General features: G+C 65.1%; 16 protein-coding genes and 5 pseudogenes. 13 read left to right on the forward strand and 8 right to left on the reverse strand.

Going from position 1 to position 19,504, the window contains the following annotated elements:
• Positions 1 to 1,192, forward strand: a 1,192-nt coding sequence (locus BN9444_RS11210; RefSeq protein WP_068801932.1) for a leucyl aminopeptidase, incomplete at its 5' end; no start/stop codon positions are given.
• A gap of 82 nt (positions 1,193 to 1,274) precedes the next feature.
• Here BN9444_RS11210 and BN9444_RS11215 read toward each other — a convergent pair.
• A complete protein-coding gene (locus tag BN9444_RS11215) occupies positions 1,275 to 1,712 on the reverse strand; it encodes an oxidoreductase (protein ID WP_068801933.1) in 438 nt (145 codons plus the stop codon).
• 231 nt (positions 1,713 to 1,943) lie between these two features.
• Between BN9444_RS11215 and sucB the strand changes: the two genes are divergently transcribed.
• The 7 genes and pseudogenes from sucB (at position 1,944) to BN9444_RS11250 (ending at position 11,047) form a co-directional block, all read left to right on the forward strand.
• A complete protein-coding gene (sucB, locus tag BN9444_RS11220) occupies positions 1,944 to 3,635 on the forward strand; it encodes a 2-oxoglutarate dehydrogenase, E2 component, dihydrolipoamide succinyltransferase (RefSeq protein WP_068801934.1) in 1,692 nt (563 codons plus the stop codon).
• A gap of 214 nt (positions 3,636 to 3,849) precedes the next feature.
• The gene (locus BN9444_RS11225) at positions 3,850 to 4,992 is read left to right on the forward strand and encodes an MFS transporter (protein WP_066488593.1); all 1,143 of its coding nucleotides are present in this window, start codon (positions 3,850 to 3,852) and stop codon (positions 4,990 to 4,992) included.
• 67 nt (positions 4,993 to 5,059) lie between these two features.
• Positions 5,060 to 7,924, forward strand: coding sequence for an aminomethyl-transferring glycine dehydrogenase (gcvP, locus tag BN9444_RS11230; RefSeq protein ID WP_068801935.1), 2,865 nt, complete (start codon positions 5,060 to 5,062; stop codon positions 7,922 to 7,924).
• Between the two features lie 11 nt (positions 7,925 to 7,935).
• Positions 7,936 to 8,754: pseudogene (gcvT, locus tag BN9444_RS11235) on the forward strand (glycine cleavage system aminomethyltransferase GcvT); the annotation flags it as partial.
• 1 nt (position 8,755) lies between these two features.
• Positions 8,756 to 8,983, forward strand: a pseudogene (locus tag BN9444_RS11240) (lipoyl(octanoyl) transferase LipB); the annotation flags it as partial.
• A gap of 96 nt (positions 8,984 to 9,079) precedes the next feature.
• Positions 9,080 to 10,171 (forward strand): lipoyl synthase, encoded by a 1,092-nt coding sequence (gene lipA, locus BN9444_RS11245; protein WP_199872863.1) that lies wholly within the window; start codon positions 9,080 to 9,082, stop codon positions 10,169 to 10,171.
• A gap of 90 nt (positions 10,172 to 10,261) precedes the next feature.
• On the forward strand, positions 10,262 to 11,047 hold the full coding sequence (locus BN9444_RS11250; RefSeq protein ID WP_066488573.1) for a DUF4191 domain-containing protein: 786 nt from the start codon (positions 10,262 to 10,264) through the stop codon (positions 11,045 to 11,047).
• A gap of 247 nt (positions 11,048 to 11,294) precedes the next feature.
• Here the strand turns inward: BN9444_RS11250 and BN9444_RS11255 are convergent, their stop codons facing one another.
• The 3 genes and pseudogenes from BN9444_RS11255 to BN9444_RS15225 form a co-directional block, all read right to left on the reverse strand.
• The gene (locus BN9444_RS11255; RefSeq protein ID WP_066488568.1) at positions 11,295 to 11,834 is read right to left on the reverse strand and encodes an NUDIX hydrolase; all 540 of its coding nucleotides are present in this window, start codon (positions 11,832 to 11,834) and stop codon (positions 11,295 to 11,297) included.
• A 9-nt stretch (positions 11,835 to 11,843) separates the two neighbouring features.
• Positions 11,844 to 12,314 carry an RDD family protein gene (locus BN9444_RS11260; protein WP_068802204.1) on the reverse strand — a complete coding sequence of 157 codons (471 nt, stop codon included), beginning with the start codon at positions 12,312 to 12,314 and terminating at the stop codon, positions 11,844 to 11,846.
• 264 nt (positions 12,315 to 12,578) lie between these two features.
• Positions 12,579 to 13,157: pseudogene (locus BN9444_RS15225) on the reverse strand (2-dehydropantoate 2-reductase N-terminal domain-containing protein); the annotation flags it as partial.
• Positions 13,158 to 13,204: 47 nt separating this feature from the next.
• On the opposite strand from BN9444_RS15225, the gene glnA reads away from it, so the two are divergent.
• Together glnA and BN9444_RS11270 are read left to right on the forward strand one after the other, a co-directional pair.
• Entirely contained in the window at positions 13,205 to 14,638 is a 1,434-nt protein-coding gene (gene glnA, locus BN9444_RS11265; RefSeq protein WP_066488562.1) for a type I glutamate--ammonia ligase, read from the forward strand.
• A 165-nt stretch (positions 14,639 to 14,803) separates the two neighbouring features.
• Complete coding sequence (locus BN9444_RS11270) at positions 14,804 to 15,091, forward strand: DUF1206 domain-containing protein (RefSeq protein WP_066510484.1); 288 nt, start codon at positions 14,804 to 14,806, stop codon at positions 15,089 to 15,091.
• Here the strand turns inward: BN9444_RS11270 and BN9444_RS11275 are convergent.
• Positions 15,088 to 15,303: pseudogene (locus BN9444_RS11275) on the reverse strand (ketopantoate reductase C-terminal domain-containing protein); the annotation flags it as partial. The gene BN9444_RS11270 and the pseudogene BN9444_RS11275 sit on opposite strands and share 4 nt — an antisense overlap.
• Before the next feature lie 29 nt (positions 15,304 to 15,332).
• Here BN9444_RS11275 and BN9444_RS11280 point away from each other — a divergent pair.
• The 3 genes and pseudogenes from BN9444_RS11280 to BN9444_RS11290 all read left to right on the forward strand — a co-directional run bounded on the left by BN9444_RS11280 (position 15,333) and on the right by BN9444_RS11290 (position 17,198).
• Positions 15,333 to 15,551 (forward strand): hypothetical protein, encoded by a 219-nt coding sequence (locus BN9444_RS11280; protein ID WP_068801938.1) that lies wholly within the window; start codon positions 15,333 to 15,335, stop codon positions 15,549 to 15,551.
• 146 nt (positions 15,552 to 15,697) lie between these two features.
• Positions 15,698 to 16,157, forward strand: a pseudogene (locus BN9444_RS14355) (type I glutamate--ammonia ligase); the annotation flags it as partial.
• Positions 16,158 to 16,400: 243 nt separating this feature from the next.
• Complete coding sequence (locus BN9444_RS11290; RefSeq protein ID WP_070736062.1) at positions 16,401 to 17,198, forward strand: hypothetical protein; 798 nt, start codon at positions 16,401 to 16,403, stop codon at positions 17,196 to 17,198.
• A 186-nt stretch (positions 17,199 to 17,384) separates the two neighbouring features.
• On the opposite strand, the gene BN9444_RS11295 is transcribed toward BN9444_RS11290, so the two are convergent.
• From BN9444_RS11295 to thrC, 3 genes are read right to left on the reverse strand one after another with little or no spacing between them, the layout of a single operon-like run.
• Entirely contained in the window at positions 17,385 to 17,918 is a 534-nt protein-coding gene (locus BN9444_RS11295) for an NUDIX hydrolase (RefSeq protein ID WP_066510493.1), read from the reverse strand.
• Positions 17,905 to 18,054 (reverse strand): hypothetical protein, encoded by a 150-nt coding sequence (locus tag BN9444_RS14870; protein ID WP_168162227.1) that lies wholly within the window; start codon positions 18,052 to 18,054, stop codon positions 17,905 to 17,907. Before BN9444_RS14870 ends, BN9444_RS11295 begins: the two co-directional genes overlap by 14 nt.
• A gap of 3 nt (positions 18,055 to 18,057) precedes the next feature.
• Positions 18,058 to 19,503: a threonine synthase gene (gene thrC, locus BN9444_RS11300; RefSeq protein ID WP_066488534.1), complete on the reverse strand. Its 1,446-nt coding sequence runs from the start codon at positions 19,501 to 19,503 to the stop codon at positions 18,058 to 18,060.
• Position 19,504: the final 1 nt, after the last annotated feature.

A 19,504-nucleotide genomic window follows, 5' to 3' on the forward strand; every position in this document is an offset into this window, starting at 1 on the left:
CGCTCGCGCGCTCGCGGGCGTGGGCACCGTCGCCACGACTCTCGGCGACTTCGCGCTCGGCGCCGCTGTCGAGGGCATCGCCCTGGGCGGCTACGTCCACCGCGGCCTGCGTTCCTCGGAGCTCGAGGATCCCCAGCGCCCTGCCACCGTCGTCTTCGTCTCCTCCGACGAGACCGCCGCGACCGACTTCGAGCGCGCACGTCTTACCGCCGAGGCCACGATCTTTGCCCGCAACCTCGTCAACACCCCGTCTAACCTGCTCTACCCGGAGTCCTACGCGAACTACCTCGCCGAGACCGCCCGCTCCACCGAGGGCCCAGCCGGTGGCGTCGAGGTCGAAGTGCTCGACGAGTCCGCGCTCGAAGAGCAGGGCTTCGGCGGCATCCTCGCCGTGGGCCGCGGCTCCGCCCGCCCACCGCGTCTCGTCCGCCTGTCCTACCGTCCGTCCGGCGCCACCCGCGACGTCGCGCTCGTAGGCAAGGGCATCACCTTCGACACCGGCGGCATCTCGCTCAAGCCGGGTGCCGGCATGTGGGACATGATTTCTGACATGGGTGGCTCCGCGTCCATGGCCGCCGCGGTCTTCGCCGCCGCCAAGCTGGGCTTGAACGTCAACGTCACCGCCACCTTGCCGCTCGCAGAGAACATGCCTGGCGGCAACGCCACGCGCCCCGGCGACGTCATCACGCACTACGGCGGCATTACCTCCGAGGTCCTCAACACGGACGCCGAGGGCCGGCTCGTCCTCTCCGACGCCATCGCGCGCGCCAGCGAGGACAAGCCGGATTACCTCATCGAAACCGCCACGCTCACCGGCGCCCAGATCGTCGCCCTCGGCGAGCGCACTGCCGGCGTCATGGGCTCCGAGGACTTCCGCGACCGCGTCGCCGAGATCGGCCGCGAGGTCGGCGAGAAGGCCTGGGCCATGCCGCTGCTCGAGGAGCACGAGGAGGCCATCAAGTCTCCGGTCGCCGATATCCGCAATATCCACACGAAGCGCGAGGGCGGCATGGAATTCGCCGGCACCTACCTCCAGCGCTTCGTCGGCGAGGACATCGAGTGGGTCCACATCGACGTCGCAGGCCCTTCCTGGAACGGCGGCTCGCCGTACGGTTACACCACTAAGCGCGCCACCGGCACCCCGGTCCGCACCGTCATCGCCGCGCTCGCTGAGCTCGCCGACAAAAAGTAGCACTCGCTCAGCGCGGAGCTCCCCGTCCACGCCAACGGCGCCTGTCCCTCACCGGGGGCAGGCGCCGTTCCCCGTTGTGCAATTACTCCGCGTCGTCGGCGTCGTCGGGGCGATGCACGGCTTCGCCCGTATCCGGGTTCTGGCCTCGCTCGAAGCGCTCACGCCGCAAGCGCTGTTCCTCGCGCTTGCGCAGCAGCCGTTCGCGTTCCATGCGGTCGCGCATGCGCTGCGGATAGCCGGTCTCTTCCACGTCGTACACGGGGCAGCCCAGCAGCTTCGCCACCGCGTCGATGCCCTTTGGGCCGCCGATAAACCGCCGAATGTAGTCACCGTTTTCATCCACGACAACCACGGACATCTCGTTGACCACCGTCTCCGGCTCAATGAACGCTTCGACGAAGGCGCGGCCTGCCACCCACTCGCTGAGCGCCTGGGCATCCGCCTGCCGGATCGTCTCCCCCGGCCCGCGCGGCGGGCGCAGCTGGGAGCGCGAGCTGTTGCGACGGAAGATATTGAACATAGTGGCCTATCCTACCCGCGCCACCTCACCCCACGGCATCTGAGCGCGCAGCAACGCAACGCCGTGAGCGAACACGCATCGTGGTCACGTCACCATGACCGGCGGCGCGCGGTGTGCCCCGCCCTAAAGGGGGCAAAGAGATAGGACCAGATACACACGCGAAGTCGCGCGTCGCGGTAGGATTGGGCATCAGATTTATCATTATCCAACTTTCGAGGAGTCAAATAACTCATGGCGCAGTCCGTTGTGATGCCCGAACTGGGCGAATCCGTAACTGAAGGCACTATTACCCAGTGGCTGAAGTCCGTGGGCGACACCGTCGAGGTCGACGAGCCGTTGCTCGAGGTGTCCACCGACAAGGTTGACACTGAAATCCCCTCGCCGGTCGCGGGCACGATCCTTGAGATCAAGGCCGAAGAAGACGACACCGTTGAGGTTGGCTCCGTTATCGCCATCATCGGTGAAGAAGGCGAGTCCGCGGACGCTGAAGAGTCCGCACCCGCTGCTGAGGACAAGGCCGCGGAGAAGGAAGAGCCCAAGGCTGAAGAAAAGGAAGAGAAGTCCGCACCGGCTTCCTCCGGCTCCACCGGCGCTGCCTCCGACGTCGAGATGCCGGAACTCGGCGAGTCCGTCACCGAGGGCACCATCACCCAGTGGCTCAAGTCCGTCGGCGACACCGTCGAGGTCGACGAGCCGCTGCTCGAGGTCTCCACCGACAAGGTCGACACCGAAATCCCGTCCCCGGTCGCCGGCACCCTCGTCGAAATCCTCGCTGACGAAGACGACACCATCGAGGTCGGCGCCGTCATCGCCCGCATCGGCGACGAAAACGCCGCCCCGGCCGAAAAGTCCGAAGCCAAGGAAGAACCCAAGGCTCAAGAAAAGACCGAGGAGAAGAAGCCGGAGCCGAAGGAAGAGAAAAAGGAAGCTCCGAAGTCCGAGCCGGCTGCCGCTTCCACCTCCACCAAGGTCAACAACGGCGACAACCTCCCGTACGTCACCCCGCTCGTCCGCAAGCTCGCTGACAAGCATGGCGTGGACCTCAACACCGTCACCGGCACCGGCGTCGGCGGTCGCATCCGCAAGCAGGATGTCCTGGCCGCGGCTGGCGAGGGCGACGCACCGGCAGCACAGGCACAGTCTGGTTCCGCTGACCCACGCGCACGCTGGTCCACCAAGTCCGTGGATCCGGCCAAGCAGGAGCTCATCGGCACCACGCAGAAGGTCAACCGCATCCGCGAGATCACCGCTGCGAAGATGGTCGAGGCGCTGCAGATTTCCGCACAGCTCACCCACGTCCAGGAGGTCGACATGACCGCCGTGTGGGACTTGCGCAAGAAGTCCAAGCAGGCCTTCATCGACAAGTACTCCGCGAACCTGTCCTTCCTGCCGTTCATCGTCAAGGCTACGGTCGAGGCTCTGGTCTCCCACCCGAACGTCAACGCGTCCTACGACTCGAAGACGAAGGAAATGACCTACCACGCGGACGTCAACGTCGCTATCGCCGTCGACACCCCGCGCGGTCTGCTCACCCCGGTTATCCACAAGGCACAGGACCTCACCCTGCCGGAGATCGCGCAGCAGATTGCGGAGCTCGCTGACAAGGCACGCAACAACAAGCTCAAGCCGAACGACCTCACCGGTGCTACCTTCACCGTGACGAACATCGGCTCTGAGGGCGCGCTGCTCGACACCCCGATCCTCGTGCCGCCGCAGGCTGGCATCCTGGGCACCGCCGCTATCACCAAGCGCGCGGTCGTCGTCAACGAGAACGGCCAGGACGCCATCGCCATCCGCCAGATGTGCTACCTGCCGTTCACGTACGACCACCAGGTCGTCGACGGTGCCGATGCTGGTCGCTTCGTGACCACCATCAAGGACCGTCTGGAAACCGCAGACTTCGAGGCTGACCTCAACCTCTAAGGACCGCTTCCCTCCCGCACCCCGCTGCGCACTTGCGTCGCGGGGTGCGGGCGTTTTGCGGATAGAGCTCACCGCGCCACATCCATTCAGCACATATAAGGCATGCCGGCCCGCTGCCGCATGGCCGCTATATGTGCTGGAGGGATTTTTCGCGCACAATCTCCGGGCCACAACGCCCCGCATTGAGTGATTCAGGACACTAGACTGTGTCGGTATGAAGAATGAGGTGTGGGTCCGCGTCGTCCTGGGCATGTTCGTCGTCGCGTTTGGCGCAAACCTTTTTGCGCCAATGGTGCTCACCTACCGCCAGCACACGGCGCTCACGGAAACCCACACGACGTTCCTCTATGGCGTCTACGCCGTGGGGCTCATCGGCGCGCTCTTTATCGGTGGACCGGTCTCGGACGTGCGGGGGCGCCGCGCGGTGCTGCGCCCTGCGCTCCTCGCGACGGCGCTTGGCTCGCTCATTCTCCTCACCGGCCTCCATGGCTCGTTCCTAGCGCTGCTCGCGGGCAGGCTCATCATCGGCGTGGCGGTGGGGCTCGTCATGTCCGCGGGCGCCTCGTGGGTCAAGGAGCTTTCCGCCACCGTCGCCATTGGAGCTAAGCGTTCCTCGTTGGCGCTCACACTCGGATTCGCGCTCGCGCCAGCATTGGCGGGACTGCTCGCACAATTCACGACGTGGCCCACGCTGGCGCCCTATGTCCCCCACCTCGTACTCGCACTGCTCATACTGCCGCTCGCGTGGACCGCACCGGAAGGCCCGCGCCCACAGGCAGGCAAGGCACACCCGCCGCTCAGCCTGCTCACCCGGGAGTTCGTGCCTGTCGCCGTCTTCGCGCCGTGGGTATTCGGCGTGGTCACCACGTCCTTCGCATACTTGCCGGGACTGGTCATGGGGCACCTCGCCCACCCCATCGCGGCAGCCGGGCTGCTCGCCATGCTCACCATGGGCACGGGCGCGGTGGTGCAGCGCTGGGCGTTGGGCTTGGGGGCATCGGCAGGCTTGGGGCTCGCGGCAGTGGGGATGGTGGTCGGCGCGGTCATCGCGGCGAACCGGGACCATGCATGGGTCGTCTGGTTGCTGCCGGTGGCGAGCTTGGTGCTCGGCGCAGCCTACGGAATCCTCATGGTCGTAGGGCTCGCGAAGACCCAAGAGGTCGCCCCGGCGGCGGAGCTGGGCGCGGCGACGGGGGTGTATTACGCACTCACCTATCTGGGCTTCTTTGCCCCCTTTCTGCTCTCGCTTCTGGCGCCGCGCGTGGGCCATGCCACCAGTTTTGTGGTGGGCACGGCGGTGGCGCTCGCAACACTCGCGCTCGTGTGGGTGAGCAGTAGGGGTAAAGCCGCGAAATAGTGGCGTACTTCGCAATATACTGAGTGCGTCTTTACAGGCCTCCACACCCCAAAGGAGTCATATATTCATGGAATTCATCTCCCGTCACCTCGGGCCAGATGCCAAGGAGCAGGCCACCATGCTTGCTCAGGTGGGATACGACAGCGTTGAAGCGCTTGTTGACGCTGCCCTTCCCGCCGCGATCCGCGCCGCTGGCGGCCCCCAGCTGCCGGAGCCCCTGTCTGAAGACGAGGCGCAGGCGAAGCTGCGCGAATACGCCTCGCACAATACGGTTCTGAAGTCCTTCTACGGCCAGGGCTTTTCTGACACGCTCACTCCGGCGGTCATTCGCCGCGGGCTGCTCGAAGATGCTGGCTGGTACCCCGCGTACACGCCGTATCAGCCGGAGATTTCCCAGGGCCGCCTCGAGGCGCTGCTCAACTTCCAGACGCTCATCGAGGAAATCACGGGACTGTCCATCGCGAATGCGTCGCTGCTCGACGAAGCCACCGCGGTCGCCGAGGCCGTGGGCCTTATGTCGCGCGCTGTGAAGAAGGGCCGCCGCGTGGTCCTCGACGCCCGTATGCACCCGCAGGTGCTCGCCGTGGCCGCCGAGCGTGCCCGCGCCATCGAGCTCGAGGTCGAGATCGTGGACCTGCGTGAGGGCTTGGTCGGCGAGGACATCGTGGGCGTCGTCCTCGCCTACACCGGCACCGAGGGCGACATCCTCGACCCGCGCGCCATCATCGAGGAGGCACACACCCGCGGCGCCCTGGCGACCGTCGACGCGGATCCGCTCTCCTTGCTTTTGCTGGAGGGCCCCGGTTCCTTCGGCGCGGACATCGCGGTGGGCTCCACCCAGCGCTTCGGCGTGCCGATGTTCTTCGGCGGCCCGCACGCCGCCTACATGGCTGTCACCGACAAGCTCAAGCGTCAGCTGCCGGGCCGCCTCGTGGGCGTGTCCGTCGACGCGGACGGCCAGCCGGCGTACCGCCTCGCGCTGCAGACCCGAGAGCAGCACATCCGCCGCGAGCGCGCGACCTCCAACATCTGTACGGCGCAGGCGCTGCTCGCCAACGTGGCGTCCATGTACGCCGTCTACCATGGCCCGGTGGGCCTGCGTGCCATCGCGACGCGCATCCACGACCTCGCGGACTCCTTTGCAACCTCGCTGGTCAAGGCTGGCAAGGAAATCGTCTCCGCGCAGTTCTTCGACACCGTCACCGTCACGGGCGTCGATGCCGCCGCCATCAAGTCCGCCTTGCAGGAGCAGGGTTACCTCGTGCGCGCCATCGGCGCGGACAAGGTGTCCGTCTCCTTCGGTGAGTCCGCCACCGCGGCCGACGTGGAGACGCTCGCCGCCGCGTTCGGCGTTGACGAGGTAGCCCCGGCGCAGGGTTCGCGCCTGCCCGAGGCGCTCAAGCGCGTTACCCCGGCGCTCACCCACCCGATCTTCAGCTCCATCCACTCCGAGACCCAGATGCTGCGCTACCTGCGCGAGCTCGCGGACAAGGACCTGGCGCTCGACCGCACGATGATCCCGCTGGGCTCGTGCACGATGAAGCTCAACCCCACCGCCGCCATGGAGCCGATTTCCTGGCCGGAGTTCGCGGGCATCCACCCGTACGCCCCCGCGGAGACGACGAAGGGCTGGCATCAGCTCATCCACGAGCTCGAGGATTGGCTGGCTGAGATCACCGGCTACGCCAAGGTCTCGCTGCAGCCCAACGCGGGTTCCCAAGGCGAGCTCGCCGGCCTGCTCGCCATCCGCCGCTACCACGTCGCCAACGGCGATCACGGCCGCGACGTTATCCTCATCCCGTCCTCGGCGCACGGTACGAACGCAGCCTCGGCAACGCTGGCCAACCTGCGCGTCGTCGTGGTCAAGACCGCGGACGACGGCGCCATCGACCTCGCCGATCTCGACGCAAAGATCGAGCAGCACGGCGAGCACATCGCTGGCATCATGATCACCTACCCGTCCACCCACGGCGTCTTCGACCCGGAGGTCCGCGACGTGTGCGACAAGGTGCACGCGGCCGGCGGACAGGTCTACATCGACGGCGCGAACCTCAACGCGCTCGCCGGCTGGGCCAAGCCGGGCGAGTTCGGCGGCGACGTCAGCCACCTGAACCTGCACAAGACGTTCACCATCCCCCACGGTGGCGGCGGCCCGGGCGTCGGTCCGGTCGCGGTCGCGGAACACCTCGTGCCGTTCCTGCCGACCAACGCCAACGACCCGGCCATCGACCCGACCGTGCCCACCGAGGTCGGCCACGGCGTGCCGCTGATCTCCACCGAGTTCGGTTCCGCCGGCGTCCTGCCAATTTCCTGGTCGTACCTCGCCATGATCGGCGCGAAGGGTCTCGAGCAGGCCTCCGCGCACGCCATCCTGGGCGCGAACTACCTGGCCTCGCGCCTCCACGACGCGTTCCCCATCCTCTACACGGGCAACGCGGGCCTCGTTGCCCACGAGTGCATTCTCGACCTGCGTGACTTGACCTCTGCCTCCGGCGTCACCGCCGCAGACGTCGCCAAGCGCCTCGTCGACTTCGGCTTCCACGCCCCGACGCTGGCCTTCCCGGTTGCGGGCACGCTCATGGTGGAGCCCACCGAGTCCGAGAACCAGGGCGAGCTCGACCGCTTCATCGAGGCGATGCTCACCATCCGCGCGGAGATCCAGGAGATCATCGACGGCACGATCGCCTATGAGGACTCCGTCATCCACAACGCGCCGTTTACCGCTGCGACGGTCGCCGCCGACGAGTGGGAGTTTAAGTTCAGCCGCGCCCAGGCCGCCTACCCGGTGTCCAGCCTGCGCCGCACGAAGTACTTCCCGCCGGTGCGCCGCATCGACGAGGCCTACGGCGACCGCAACCTCGTGTGCGCCTGCCCGCCGCCCGAGGCCTTCGACGTGTCGGCTGGCGCCGACACGAACACCGACGAGAAGTAAGAGAGGAAACCATGTCTGAACTGCTGCACTCCCCGCTCCACGCCGAGCACGAGAAGCTCGGCGCGTCCTTTACCGCGTTTGGCCCGTGGAACATGCCGCTCAAGTACGGCAGCGAGCTCGAGGAGCACCGCGCCGTCCGCGAAGCCGCCGGCCTCTTTGACCTCTCCCACATGGGCGAAATCTGGGTCAACGGCGACCGCGCCGCGGAGTTCCTCTCCTACGCGTTTATCTCGGACTTCACCACGCTCCCTGTGGGCAAGGCGAAGTACTCGATGATCGTCGCCGAAGACGGCGGCATCCTCGACGACCTCATCACCTACCGCCTGGGCGAGACGAAGTTCCTCGTCGTTCCCAACGCGTCGAACGTCGACGTCGTCTGGGAGGCTCTCAACGAGCGCGCAGACGGCTTTGACGTGGACCTCAAGTCGGAGTCCCGCGACGTCGCCATGATCGCCATCCAGGGCCCCAAGGCCGCGGAGATCCTCATCCCGCTCGTCGAGGACAACAAGCAGGAGGCCGTCTACGAGTTGCCGTATTACGCGGCGATGACCGGTAAGGTCGCCCGCATTTACGCCTTTATCTGCCGCACCGGCTACACCGGCGAGGACGGCTTCGAGCTCATCGTCTACAATTCGGACGCCCCGGCGCTGTGGAACGAGCTGCTCAAGGCCGGCGAGGAATACGGCATCAAGCCCTGCGGCCTCGCCGCCCGCGATTCGCTGCGATTGGAGGCCGGCATGCCGCTCTACGGCAACGAGCTCTCCCGCGACATCACGCCGGTCGAGGCGGGCATGGCCCGCGCCTTCGCCAAGAAGGAAGGCGACTTCGTTNTACGGTCACATCGTGGCGTGCGGCATCGACGACGCTGACGTCACGACACTCTCCCTGGAGCTGGGCCGCGACGTCACGCTGGAGGAGGCCGAGGTGCCGCTGTTGCGCGCGCTCGACGACGCGCTCGCGGGCCGGCTCATCGTCGCAGACCACACCTTTGCCTCCGCGCCGGACCCCGGCAAGCAGGCCGCCGAGGCGCGCCGCAAGGCTCGCGCAGCGCACGAATAAAAGAGGAATAGCCCCCTTGACCGCGTCGTTGCGATGGGGGAACCCGCGGCCCCGCGGGCTTTAGAGAACATCGACTTTCAGCGTAGGGTGTAGACCGTGAGTGTTAAGCATGAAGGACGCAGGCTGCTGCGCATCGAGGCCAAGAATTCCGAGACCCCGATTGAGCAGAAGCCGCGCTGGATCCGTAACCAAGTCCGAACCGGTCCTGGCTATGAGGACATCAAAAACAAGGTGAAGGGCGCCTCCCTGCACACCGTGTGCCAGGAAGCCGGCTGCCCCAATATCCACGAGTGCTGGGAATCCCGCGAGGCCACGTTCCTCATCGGCGGCGACTCCTGTACGCGCCGTTGCGATTTCTGCGACATCAAGTCCGGCAAGCCCGAGCCGCTCGACCGCGAGGAGCCGCTGCGCGTGGCCGAAGAAGTTCGCAACATGCAGCTGAACTACTCAACCATCACCGGCGTCACCCGCGACGACCTGCCCGACGAGGGCGCCTGGCTCTACGCCGAGGTCGTGCGCAAAATCCACGAGCTCAACCCGAACACCGGCGTGGAGAATCTCACCCCGGACTTCTCCGGCAAGCCGGACCTGCTCGAAGAAGTCTTCTCCGCACAGCCGGAGGTCTTCGCCCACAACGTAGAGACCGTCCCGCGCATCTTCAAGCGCATCCGCCCGGCCTTCCGTTACGAGCGTTCCCTCGACGTCATCCGTCAGGCCCGCGACTTCGGCCTCATCACGAAGTCCAACCTCATCCTCGGCATGGGCGAGACGCCCGAGGAAATTCAGGAAGCCCTGCGCGACCTGCACTCCGCCGGCTGCGACATCATCACGATTACGCAGTACCTGCGCCCTGGCCCGCGCTACCACCCCATCGAGCGCTGGGTGCGCCCGGAGGAGTTCGTCGAGCACGCCGAGTATGCCAAGGAGCTCGGCTTCGGCGGCGTTATGTCCGGCCCGCTCGTGCGTTCTTCCTACCGCGCTGGCCGTCTCTACGTCCAGGCGATGGAGGCCCGCGGCCGCGAGCTGCCGCCCCACCTCGCGCATCTCGCCGAGACCTCCGAGGGCGCTACCGCCCAGGAAGCCTCCACTCTGCTCGAGAAGTACGGCCCGTCCGTCGAGACGCCCGTGACGACCCGCATGGTGAAAACCCCGGCCAAGCTCGAGACGGTCTCCGCGACCATCCGCTAATCGCTTGTCCCTAGCGCCGCCTTCCGCCAATTGTGGCGAAGGGCGGCGTTATTTCGCGTTTTTGACATACAACCATTTAAAGTAGGAGCCATGGCTAAAGGTGATGACAAGGCGGCACTGCGCGCCGCCAAAAAGGAAGAGCGCGCCAACAAGCGTGCCCAGCGCAAGCAGACCCGCCAGCAAATGTGGCAGGTCTTCCAGATGCAGCGCAAGCAGGACAAGGCGCTCGTGCCCATCATGCTCGCGTCCATCCTGGGCGTCGCGCTGGTCTTCTTCCTCATCGGCATGCTCTGGGGTGGCGAGTGGTTCATGCTCATCCTGGGCTTGGGCGTCGGCTTCGTGCTCGCCATGTGGCTATTTACCCGCCGCGTCGAGCGCGACATGTACCGCAAGGTCGAGGACCAGCCCGGCGTCGCGGGCTGGGCACTCGAGCAGCAGCTGAAGAACTCCGTGGGTCTCGTGTGGTCCGTCAAGCCGGGCATCGCTGCTACACGCCAGCAGGACCTTATCCACCGCGTCATCGGTAACCCGGGTGTCATCCTCGTCGCTGAGGGAAACAAGAACCGCCTCAAGCCGTCCATGGCGCAGCTGAAGAAGCGCATTGACAAGATGGCCGCCGGCGTTCCTATCTACGAGGTCTACGTGGGGTCCGGCGAGGACGAGGTCCCCGTGTCCAAGCTGCGCAACCACATCATCCGCCTGCCGCGTAACTTCAATAAGAACGAGACGCAGACCAATATCCGCCGCATCGAGGCCATGGACGCCATGCCAGGCGCCCAACCGGGCCTGCCCAAGGGGCCTATGCCCCACCAGGCGCAGAACATGGCCGGCATGAACCGCCGCATGCGCCGCGCCGCTGAGCGCAAGCACAAGTAGCCTTTTGGCCCGACGTGAGAATCCGCAATTTTTATTGCGGATTTTCTCGTTTTCCTACGCCTAGAATTAACGACTTTTCGCGTTACACCGGGGCGGCGAGAGCGCACACCGTGACACGTGAGCGTTCTTAAGGAGGAACAGAGAGGTGGGGACCGGACTGTTGCTTTCCAACAAGCAATGACACGTTCACCCCTTGTCGCTGCGATGGAAATCGCGGCGGCAAGGGGTTGAACGTTTTTCGTGTTTATTACGGCCTAGGACGGCCGTCAAAGATATCGCTGCGCACGCCGTTCTCGCCAACAAAGTCGAAGGCCAGGGCCAGCGCGCTGTCGCGGTAGTTGATGAACTCCCCGCGCGCCTTCAGTGCTTGGATGTCGGCGAAGCTCGCCCATGCGACCTCGGCGACCTCCGCGTTAGGCACGGCCAGTGTGCGCTCGTCGATATCCGCGCGCACCACATAAAAGTCATCGAAGCCGTACGCAAAGTTAAACGTGAACGCCGGACGGGTGAACTCCAGCTCCAGGCCGAGTTCCTCGCGCACCTCCCGCGCGATGCCTTGTGCGCTCGTCTCCCCCGCGATAACGGAACCGCCCACCGTGACATCCCACATGCCCGGCCACGTGGACTTCGTGTCGACGCGCCGCTGGATGAGCATGCGGCCGCGCACGTCAAAGAGACATAGGTGGACGACCTGGTGTAGCTGGCCATCGGGCAAGCCCAGCTGGCGTTCCACCCGCACGCCCGTGTGCTGACGGTCGTTGTCCACGATGTCCCACAGCTCTGTCATCGCTTATCCCTAGGCGTAGATGACCACGGTGCCGGTCGCGCGGTCGTGCATGCCGCGGCCGTCCATGTCCACGAGGGCCGCGGGGAAGATGAAGGCGGTAAGCAGCGTGCGCACGGCGGCGCGCCAGACGCCGACGCGTTCGCCGGGGGCATCAAGACGCGCGACGCCCATGCCGCGCAACGCCATGCCAGGTGTACGGGCGAAAAGCCACCCACCGAGAATGCCCAGCACGATCCACAACACGTACGTGAGCAACGCCACGCCGCCGAAGAGCGGGACGAAGTAGCCCACGATCGCCGCCGCGGCGTAGCACAGCAGCCAATCGATAAGGACCGCACCCGCGCGGCGGGACACGGGCGCCAGGGCACCCGCACCGCGCTCCGGGAGACCGAGCTTCTCCCCCGGCCACCGGCCAGGGGTCTCATAATCATTCTCGCCGGGGATGCTGGGGCCATCGAGCCACGTCTTCTTCTCAGCCATGATGTCTAAGATACGCAGGCCCACGGTGGGCGCCAAAGCGGCGCGCCAGTCCCCCAAACCGGGTGAGTGTTNCAGCACACCCATGGGCCGGCCCGCCAGCGCGCCGAGCGCACCCGTCGTCGCGACAAACATCGCCTTCGACCACACGTCGACCATGATCTCCCCGTCCGGGAAATACTCCGAGTCAATCCCCGCCGCATGCAGCGCTGCATGGAAACGCCCCACGGCGTCGAGCTCCGGCGCGCGCACCCCCGGCAGCGGCCCGAAATTCAGCGACAGCGGCCCAGGGTTCAGACGAATCTCCGCCGGCCCCGTGCGCGTGAGGTACGCGCGAATCACCGCGGCAAAGACCCGCTCATCACCAAAGAGCCGCGCGGCCTCATAATGCGTCTCCACCGAATTATGCGTCGTCACCACCGGCACTCCGGCCAGCTCGTCGACCTGCGGAAGGTCGCCAAACGTCGCGTTCCCCGGCAGCGCCTTGGACGCCACGATAATCACCTCCGGCGTCCCCATCGCCTGCACGAGCTCGGCCGCGCTCTCCGCCGCCCAGGACGGCGCCACGACCTTCCCGCCGAGGTCCAGCCCGCGCTCGCGCAACGCCTCCAGTGTCGCCCCGCGCGCGATGAATCCCACCTCGTGTCCGGCCTGCTGCAATTTCCCGCCGTAGTAGCCTCCCACGGCCCCGGCGCCTAAAATCATGATCTTCATGGCTTCTACCTTAACGTTTGCCCCGCTTGCCGATGCCGCCCTTCCCCACCCCGCAGCAGCCCGCCACGTCCTGGCAAGCCTCTCGCGCGATGGCATCTTTCTCCGGCNGCCCGTCACTACCCGCAATTGCATAATATTGAAGCCAGCCCTGTTAAGCGACCGAAATTAGAGGAGACACCATGGCTTTCGAGTCGATCCATGACGTTGTGAAGTTTATCGAGGACGAAGACGTCAAGTTCGTCGACATTCGATTCACCGACGTTCCGGGCACCGAACACCACTTCAGCATCCCCGCGTCCGAATTCACCGAGGAAGCCGCCGCAGAAGGCCTCGCCTTCGACGGTTCCTCTATCCGCGGATTCACCTCCATCGACGAGTCTGACATGACGCTCATGCCCGACCCGGCCACCGCCGTGCTCGATACGTTCCGCTCTGCGAAGACCCTCAACATCAAGTTCTTCGTCCACGATCCGTTCACCCACGAGCCGTTCTCCCGCGACCCGCGCAATGTCGCGCGCAAGGCTGAGGAGTACCTCACCTCCACCGGCATCGCAGACACCTGCTTCTTCGGTGCCGAGGCCGAGTTCTACCTCTTCGACTCCGTCCGCTACACGGCCGACGTCAACCACGCCTTCTACGAGGTCGACACGGACGAGGGTTGGTGGAACCGCGGTGCGGACACCAACTTCGACGGCACGCCGAACATCGGCTACAAGACGCGCATGAAGGGCGGCTATTTCCCGACGGCGCCCTACGACAAGCACGTCGAGGTCCGCGACGCCATGGTGGAGAACCTGCAGGAGGCCGGCTTCGCGCTCGAGCGCTTCCACCACGAGGTGGGCGGCGGCCAGAACGAGATCAACTATCGCTTCAACTCCCTGCTCCACGCGGCGGACGATATCCAGACCTTCAAGTACATCATCAAGAACACCGCGGCTGAGTTCGGCAAGACCGCCACCTTCATGCCCAAGCCGCTCGCTGGCGACAACGGCTCCGGCATGCACGCCCACATGTCCCTGTGGAAGGACGGCTCCCCGCTGTTCTATGACGAGGCTGGTTACGGCGGACTGTCCGACCTGGCCCGCTACTACATCGGCGGCATCCTCCACCACGCCGGTGCCGTCCTCGCCTTCACCAACCCGACGCTCAACTCCTACCACCGTCTGGTGCCGGGCTTCGAGGCCCCCATCAACCTCGTCTACTCCCAGCGCAACCGCTCCGCCGCGGTCCGCATCCCGATCACCGGCTCCAACCCGAAGGCCAAGCGCATCGAGTTCCGCGCTCCGGACCCGTCCGGCAACCCGTACTTCGGCTTCGCTGCCATGATGATGGCTGGCCTGGACGGCATCAAGAACCGCATCGAGCCGCACGCTCCGGTCGACAAGGACCTCTACGAGCTGCCGCCGGCAGAGGCCGCATCCATCCCGCAGGCCCCGACCTCCCTCGAGGCCTCCCTTGAGGCTCTGCGCAACGACTCGGACTTCCTCACCGAAGGCGACGTCTTCACCGAAGACCTCATCGACACCTACATCCAGTACAAGTACGACAACGAAATCACCCCGAACCGCATGCGCCCCACCCCGCAAGAGTTCGAGATGTACTTCGACTGCTAAACGCCGCACCTCTCACCCCCGCCGGGCCCCGTTCGCACAGGGCTCCGCGTGGGTTTCGCGTACGCACTAGTGCCTGCGCCCCTAGGGTGAACCTACGAGCTCTCCACGCAACACCGCCCGCAACGCTGCCGAATCCGCGCGCAGCAATCTCAGGCGCTCAACCGGATGACGAGCGTCGGCTTCGTCGTCCTCGGCGCCGTCTTCGTCCTCATCGGCTGGCTCGCCTTCCGCATCTCCCGGGGCGGCTACAGCGAGGAGGCCTCCAACTCGGGCGCGCTCGTCATCTGGGTCGCGGCCTCCCACGCCCCAGAGAAGGCCGGCGGCCTCGATGCCGCCCTCCACACCATCGGTGCCCAGCCCTTCGACCAGGTCCTGCTTATCATTACCGCCATCGGGCTCGTGTGCTTTGGCGTCTACACCATCGGCCGTGCCCGCTACGGCGACGCAGGCTAGAAGCGCGCCTCCAGCACAGCCTGCGTGTAGTCAAGCAACGGCGTGCCCACCTCGACGCTTGCCGCCATGCGCCGCACGGCGCCAATCTGCGCGTCGAGCTCATTGGGCAGTCCTGCCTCAATATCGCGATGCATGGAACTCGTCGCCTCCGCGTACTGCTCGTCTGCAAACGCGAGGGTCCGGTCCACGATGTCCGCCGGCAGCGCGACCCCACAGCCACNAAACCTCGTACCCCTACGGCGTGAGTTTTTACGCCACTGCTTGGCAGTGGTCGCGCGCTGACCTTCCGCTCCTCTTCGAGCTTGCCGCCGCGGCCCGGCTCCTGCTCATCTGCGACGAGACCATCGTCGTCTGCGGCGACAGCTTCGCCCCGGCTACCGTCGCGGACTATGTCGCCGACGGCGCGGTGCACCACGCCGCCGCACCGGCGGAGCTAGAGAATATTATTCTCCCCCAGTAACTAACGTCACACATCCTACCTGGCATGTGTAAAGCTCCCCGCCGCCCGCACATAATAGAAAGATAAGACGCACGCCTTTTAGCGTATAGAAAACCAACGCGGGCCCATGCCTCGCCGAGCTTTCATTCGCGAGGAGTATCAACTCCATGGCGCTCCAGACCATCCAGGACGTCGTGAGGTTTATCAAGGGTTAGGACGTACGTTTCGTCGACGTGCGTTTCACCGACATCCCGGCACCGAGAATCACTTCACCATTCCGGCCTCCGCCGTGCTCGACCCGTTCCGCATCGAGAAGGCGCTCACTATCAAGTTCTTCGTCCACGATCCTCTCACCTCGATCCTTTCTCCTGCTACCCGCGCGACGTCGCCGGCAAGGCCGAGGAATACCTGGCATCGACGGGCATCGCGGACACGTGCGGCTTCGACGCCAAGACCGAGTTCTACCTCTTTGATTCCGTCCGCTTCTCCACGGATACCAACACCGGCTTCTACGAGGTCGACTCCAATGAGGGCTGGTGGAACCGTGGCCGCGCCACCAACCTCGACGGCACCCCGAACACCGGCTACAAGACACGCATCAAAGGCAGATCCTTCCCAACCTCCCCATCGCCGTGACCCCGCGGACGACGCCGCTGGCGGTCTAGCCTTCTCGCCCTGCGCAGTCATGTTGTTTCCTTTATGATGAGCAGCATGACTGTCTCGGGGAGAGGGCGGCATTGGAAGCTCGGGGACTTCCGCCGTACCGAATCTGGACTCATCCTCCCACGTGATCAAACGCATATTCCGAACAGCCGTGGGGTGATTTCCCGCGCCGTTCGGCGCGGAACCCTCACGCGTATCAATCGCAGCGTGTATTTCCCTACCGCAGAGGTTCCCACCTCGGACTGGGAGAAATATCCACTCTTCGCGCACTCCTTCGCAGCGCGCGGACGCCTCCTCGCTGGGCACGCCGCTGCGGCAGTGGTCGGACTCTGGCGGCTCGAAGCTTTTCCCACCCGGGTCGAGACCTACTGTGCCCCAACAACGACAAAAGACCCCTATGAGCTGCCGCTCTACAGCGCGGTACCTGCTTCTCATTACTGCGACTACAACGGCTCACTCATCACCATCCCGGCACGCACGGTTGTTGACCTTTACCGCCTCTATGGGCATACCGCGGCGCTCATCGCGCTGTGTAGCCTTATGTCACGCGTACCTACTGCCTATAGCGACATTGCCCAGTGCGCCAAGGAATGCCGAGACTTAGGGATCAAAAAGCTCGGCGGCATCGAAGACATGATTGCTTTGGCCGCCCCTCCCCTTCGCCTCGACTCTGCCTTGGAAGCAATCTTCTACGCGCAATGTACTACGACCAATGACTTTCGCGTCACCCCTCAAGCCTCCTTCACCGTGCGCGGACGCACCTACCGAGTGGACTTCCGAGTCAATGACACGCCCATCGTTGTCGAGCTCGATGGCAAAGGAAAATACGGGACGTCCTCCGAGGACCAGGCGTTCAACCTCGACCGCGAAAAGCGTCGTTCCGATGCCCTCTATTCCGAGCACGGGCTTATCATTCTCCGCTTCGGCTACCGCGACGTCGTCTCTGGCGAAGCCTACCGGGCCGTGTCCGCACGGGTCCGTGAGTTCCGCGGGCAGAATTCCTAGCTTTGGGTTTATGGCGCTTCAGGGCCTCTGAATCAGCCCAAACCGCCACAAAACCAAAGCCAGCCACCACCCCCATGACTGCAGCTTTGGGTTTATGGCGCTTCAGGGCCTCTGAATCAGCCCAAACCGCCACAAAACCAAAGCCAACCCACCGCACGAGACGGAGCTGGCTTGAAACAGGACGAGCTACCGTGAGCGCTTCACGAAGCCCACCCGCGGCCGGAAACCCTGCGGATGCTTCATCTGCGCCACCGCGTCCGCGATGATCATGCGGTGCCGAGCGTGGACGCTCGGCGGCAGCTTTGCCACGGAAAACCAGGCAGCGTCGAGGTTCTCGTCGTCGGAGACCACGGGCTCCGCGCCGTCGGGCACGGACAGGCGCAGCGCTGTGTCGATGAACGTGCACTGGTCGCCATTGGGATAGGTCACGGGGTCCGTCTTTCCGGAGCCAAGGAGCGCCTCGACGCGGGCCTCCAGGCCGACCTCCTCGAGGACCTCGCGCACGGCGGTCTCCCCGATGTCCTCACCGGGCTCAGAGATGCCGGCCACAGGTGCCCAGGTGCCGGTATCGGCGCGACGCGTGAGCAGCACCGACGGCACCTCCCATACCGCAGCGCCCATGGGAACGTCGCGCAGGATGACGGCGGTCACGCCGGGCAGGTGGAGCGGCTCGTGGCCAATCCGGGAACGCAGGCGCAGGATGAAATCAGGAGTCGGCATCGTTGGTCTTCTCTGCGGAGTCGGATGATTCGGCCGCCTCCTCGTCCATTTCCTTGACCTGCTTCATGTCGCGGATGAACTTCTCCGGGTCGAACTCGGTGAAGTACTCGGGCCCGGCGAATTGTTCCTGTGCCATGTTTTAGACCTCCGTGGTGTCGATGGATGTGGTGATGAAGTCCTTGACGGCGGCGACGTCGTTGGGAAGATCCGTGACGTGGCGCTCGGCGTCGAGTATGCCCTCGAAGCGTGCGGGGGACGGCGGGACGGTGCCGATGGCTTCCTCGATGGTGTCCGCGAACTTGACCGGCAGTGCCGTTTCGAGGCAGACGATGGGGGTTGCGATGGCATCGGCAGCTTGGGCATCGCGCGCAGCCTTGATGCCGTCCGCGGTGTGCGGATCGACAAGGTAGTTGTAGCGCTCGTGCACGTCCTTGATGGTCGCCAGGCGGTCGGCGTGGGTCGAGCGGCCCGAGGTGAAGCCGTACTCGTCACGCGCGGCAGCCAATTCCGCGGCGGAGACAGAGAAGCCACCCTCCTTGACCTTCGTGCCGAAGAGGTCCGCGGTGCGTGCGGCGTCGCGGCCGGTGAGGTCGAAGACGAAACGTTCGAAGTTCGAGGCGCGGGAGATGTCCATGGACGGCGAGGACGTCGCCATGGTCTCGGACGCGGGGCGCGGGCGGTAGTTGCCGGTGCGGAAGAACTCGTCGAGCACGTCGTTCTCATTGGTCGCGACGATGAGACGGTCGATAGGCAGGCCCATCTGGCGCGCGATGTGGCCCGCACAGATATCGCCGAAGTTGCCGGTCGGCACGGAGAACGAGACTTTCTCATCGTTGGAGGAGGTCACGCGCAGGTAGCAGTTGACATAGTAGACGACCTGGGCCATGAGACGCGCCCAGTTGATGGAGTTCACGGCGCCGATGGCGTACGTGGATTTAAACTCCGCGTCGGCGGAGACGGCCTTGACCACGTCCTGGCAGTCGTCGAAGACGCCGTCCAAAGCGATGTTGAAGATATTCGGGTCGTCGAGGCCGAACATCTGGGCCTGCTGGAACGGGGTCATGCGGCCGGCTGGGGTGAGCATGAACACACGGATGCCGCGGCGCCCGCGCATGGCGTACTCGGCAGACGAGCCGGTATCGCCCGAGGTCGCGCCCAGGATATTCAGCGACGCGTCGCGGCGGCCGAGTTCGTATTCGAAGAGCTCGCCCAAAAGCTGCATGGCCATGTCCTTGAACGCCGCGGTGGGGCCTTCGGACAGGTGGCCAACCCAGAGCCCATCCCCCAAAGAAGTGACGGGGACGATCTCCTCCGAGGCAAACTTCGGCGTGGTGTACGCACGCGCGGCAATCGCCTCAATGTCCGCGGCGGGAATGTCGTCGATGAAGAGCTTAAGCACCTCGGCGGCGAGCGCCGAATAGCCGCCGTCGGCGAGCACGGAGCGCCACTCATCCAGCATGGACGAGGTAATCGTCGGATACTCCGACGGCAGGTACAGGCCACCATCAGGGGCAAGTCCGCCTAGAAGGATGTCCGTAAATTTAGCTGGGGTGCGTTCTTCATTGCGCGTCGAAATATAATCCACC

Origin of the sequence: Corynebacterium phoceense, from assembly GCF_900092335.1 — a bacterium.
GTDB lineage: Bacteria > Actinomycetota > Actinomycetes > Mycobacteriales > Mycobacteriaceae > Corynebacterium > Corynebacterium phoceense.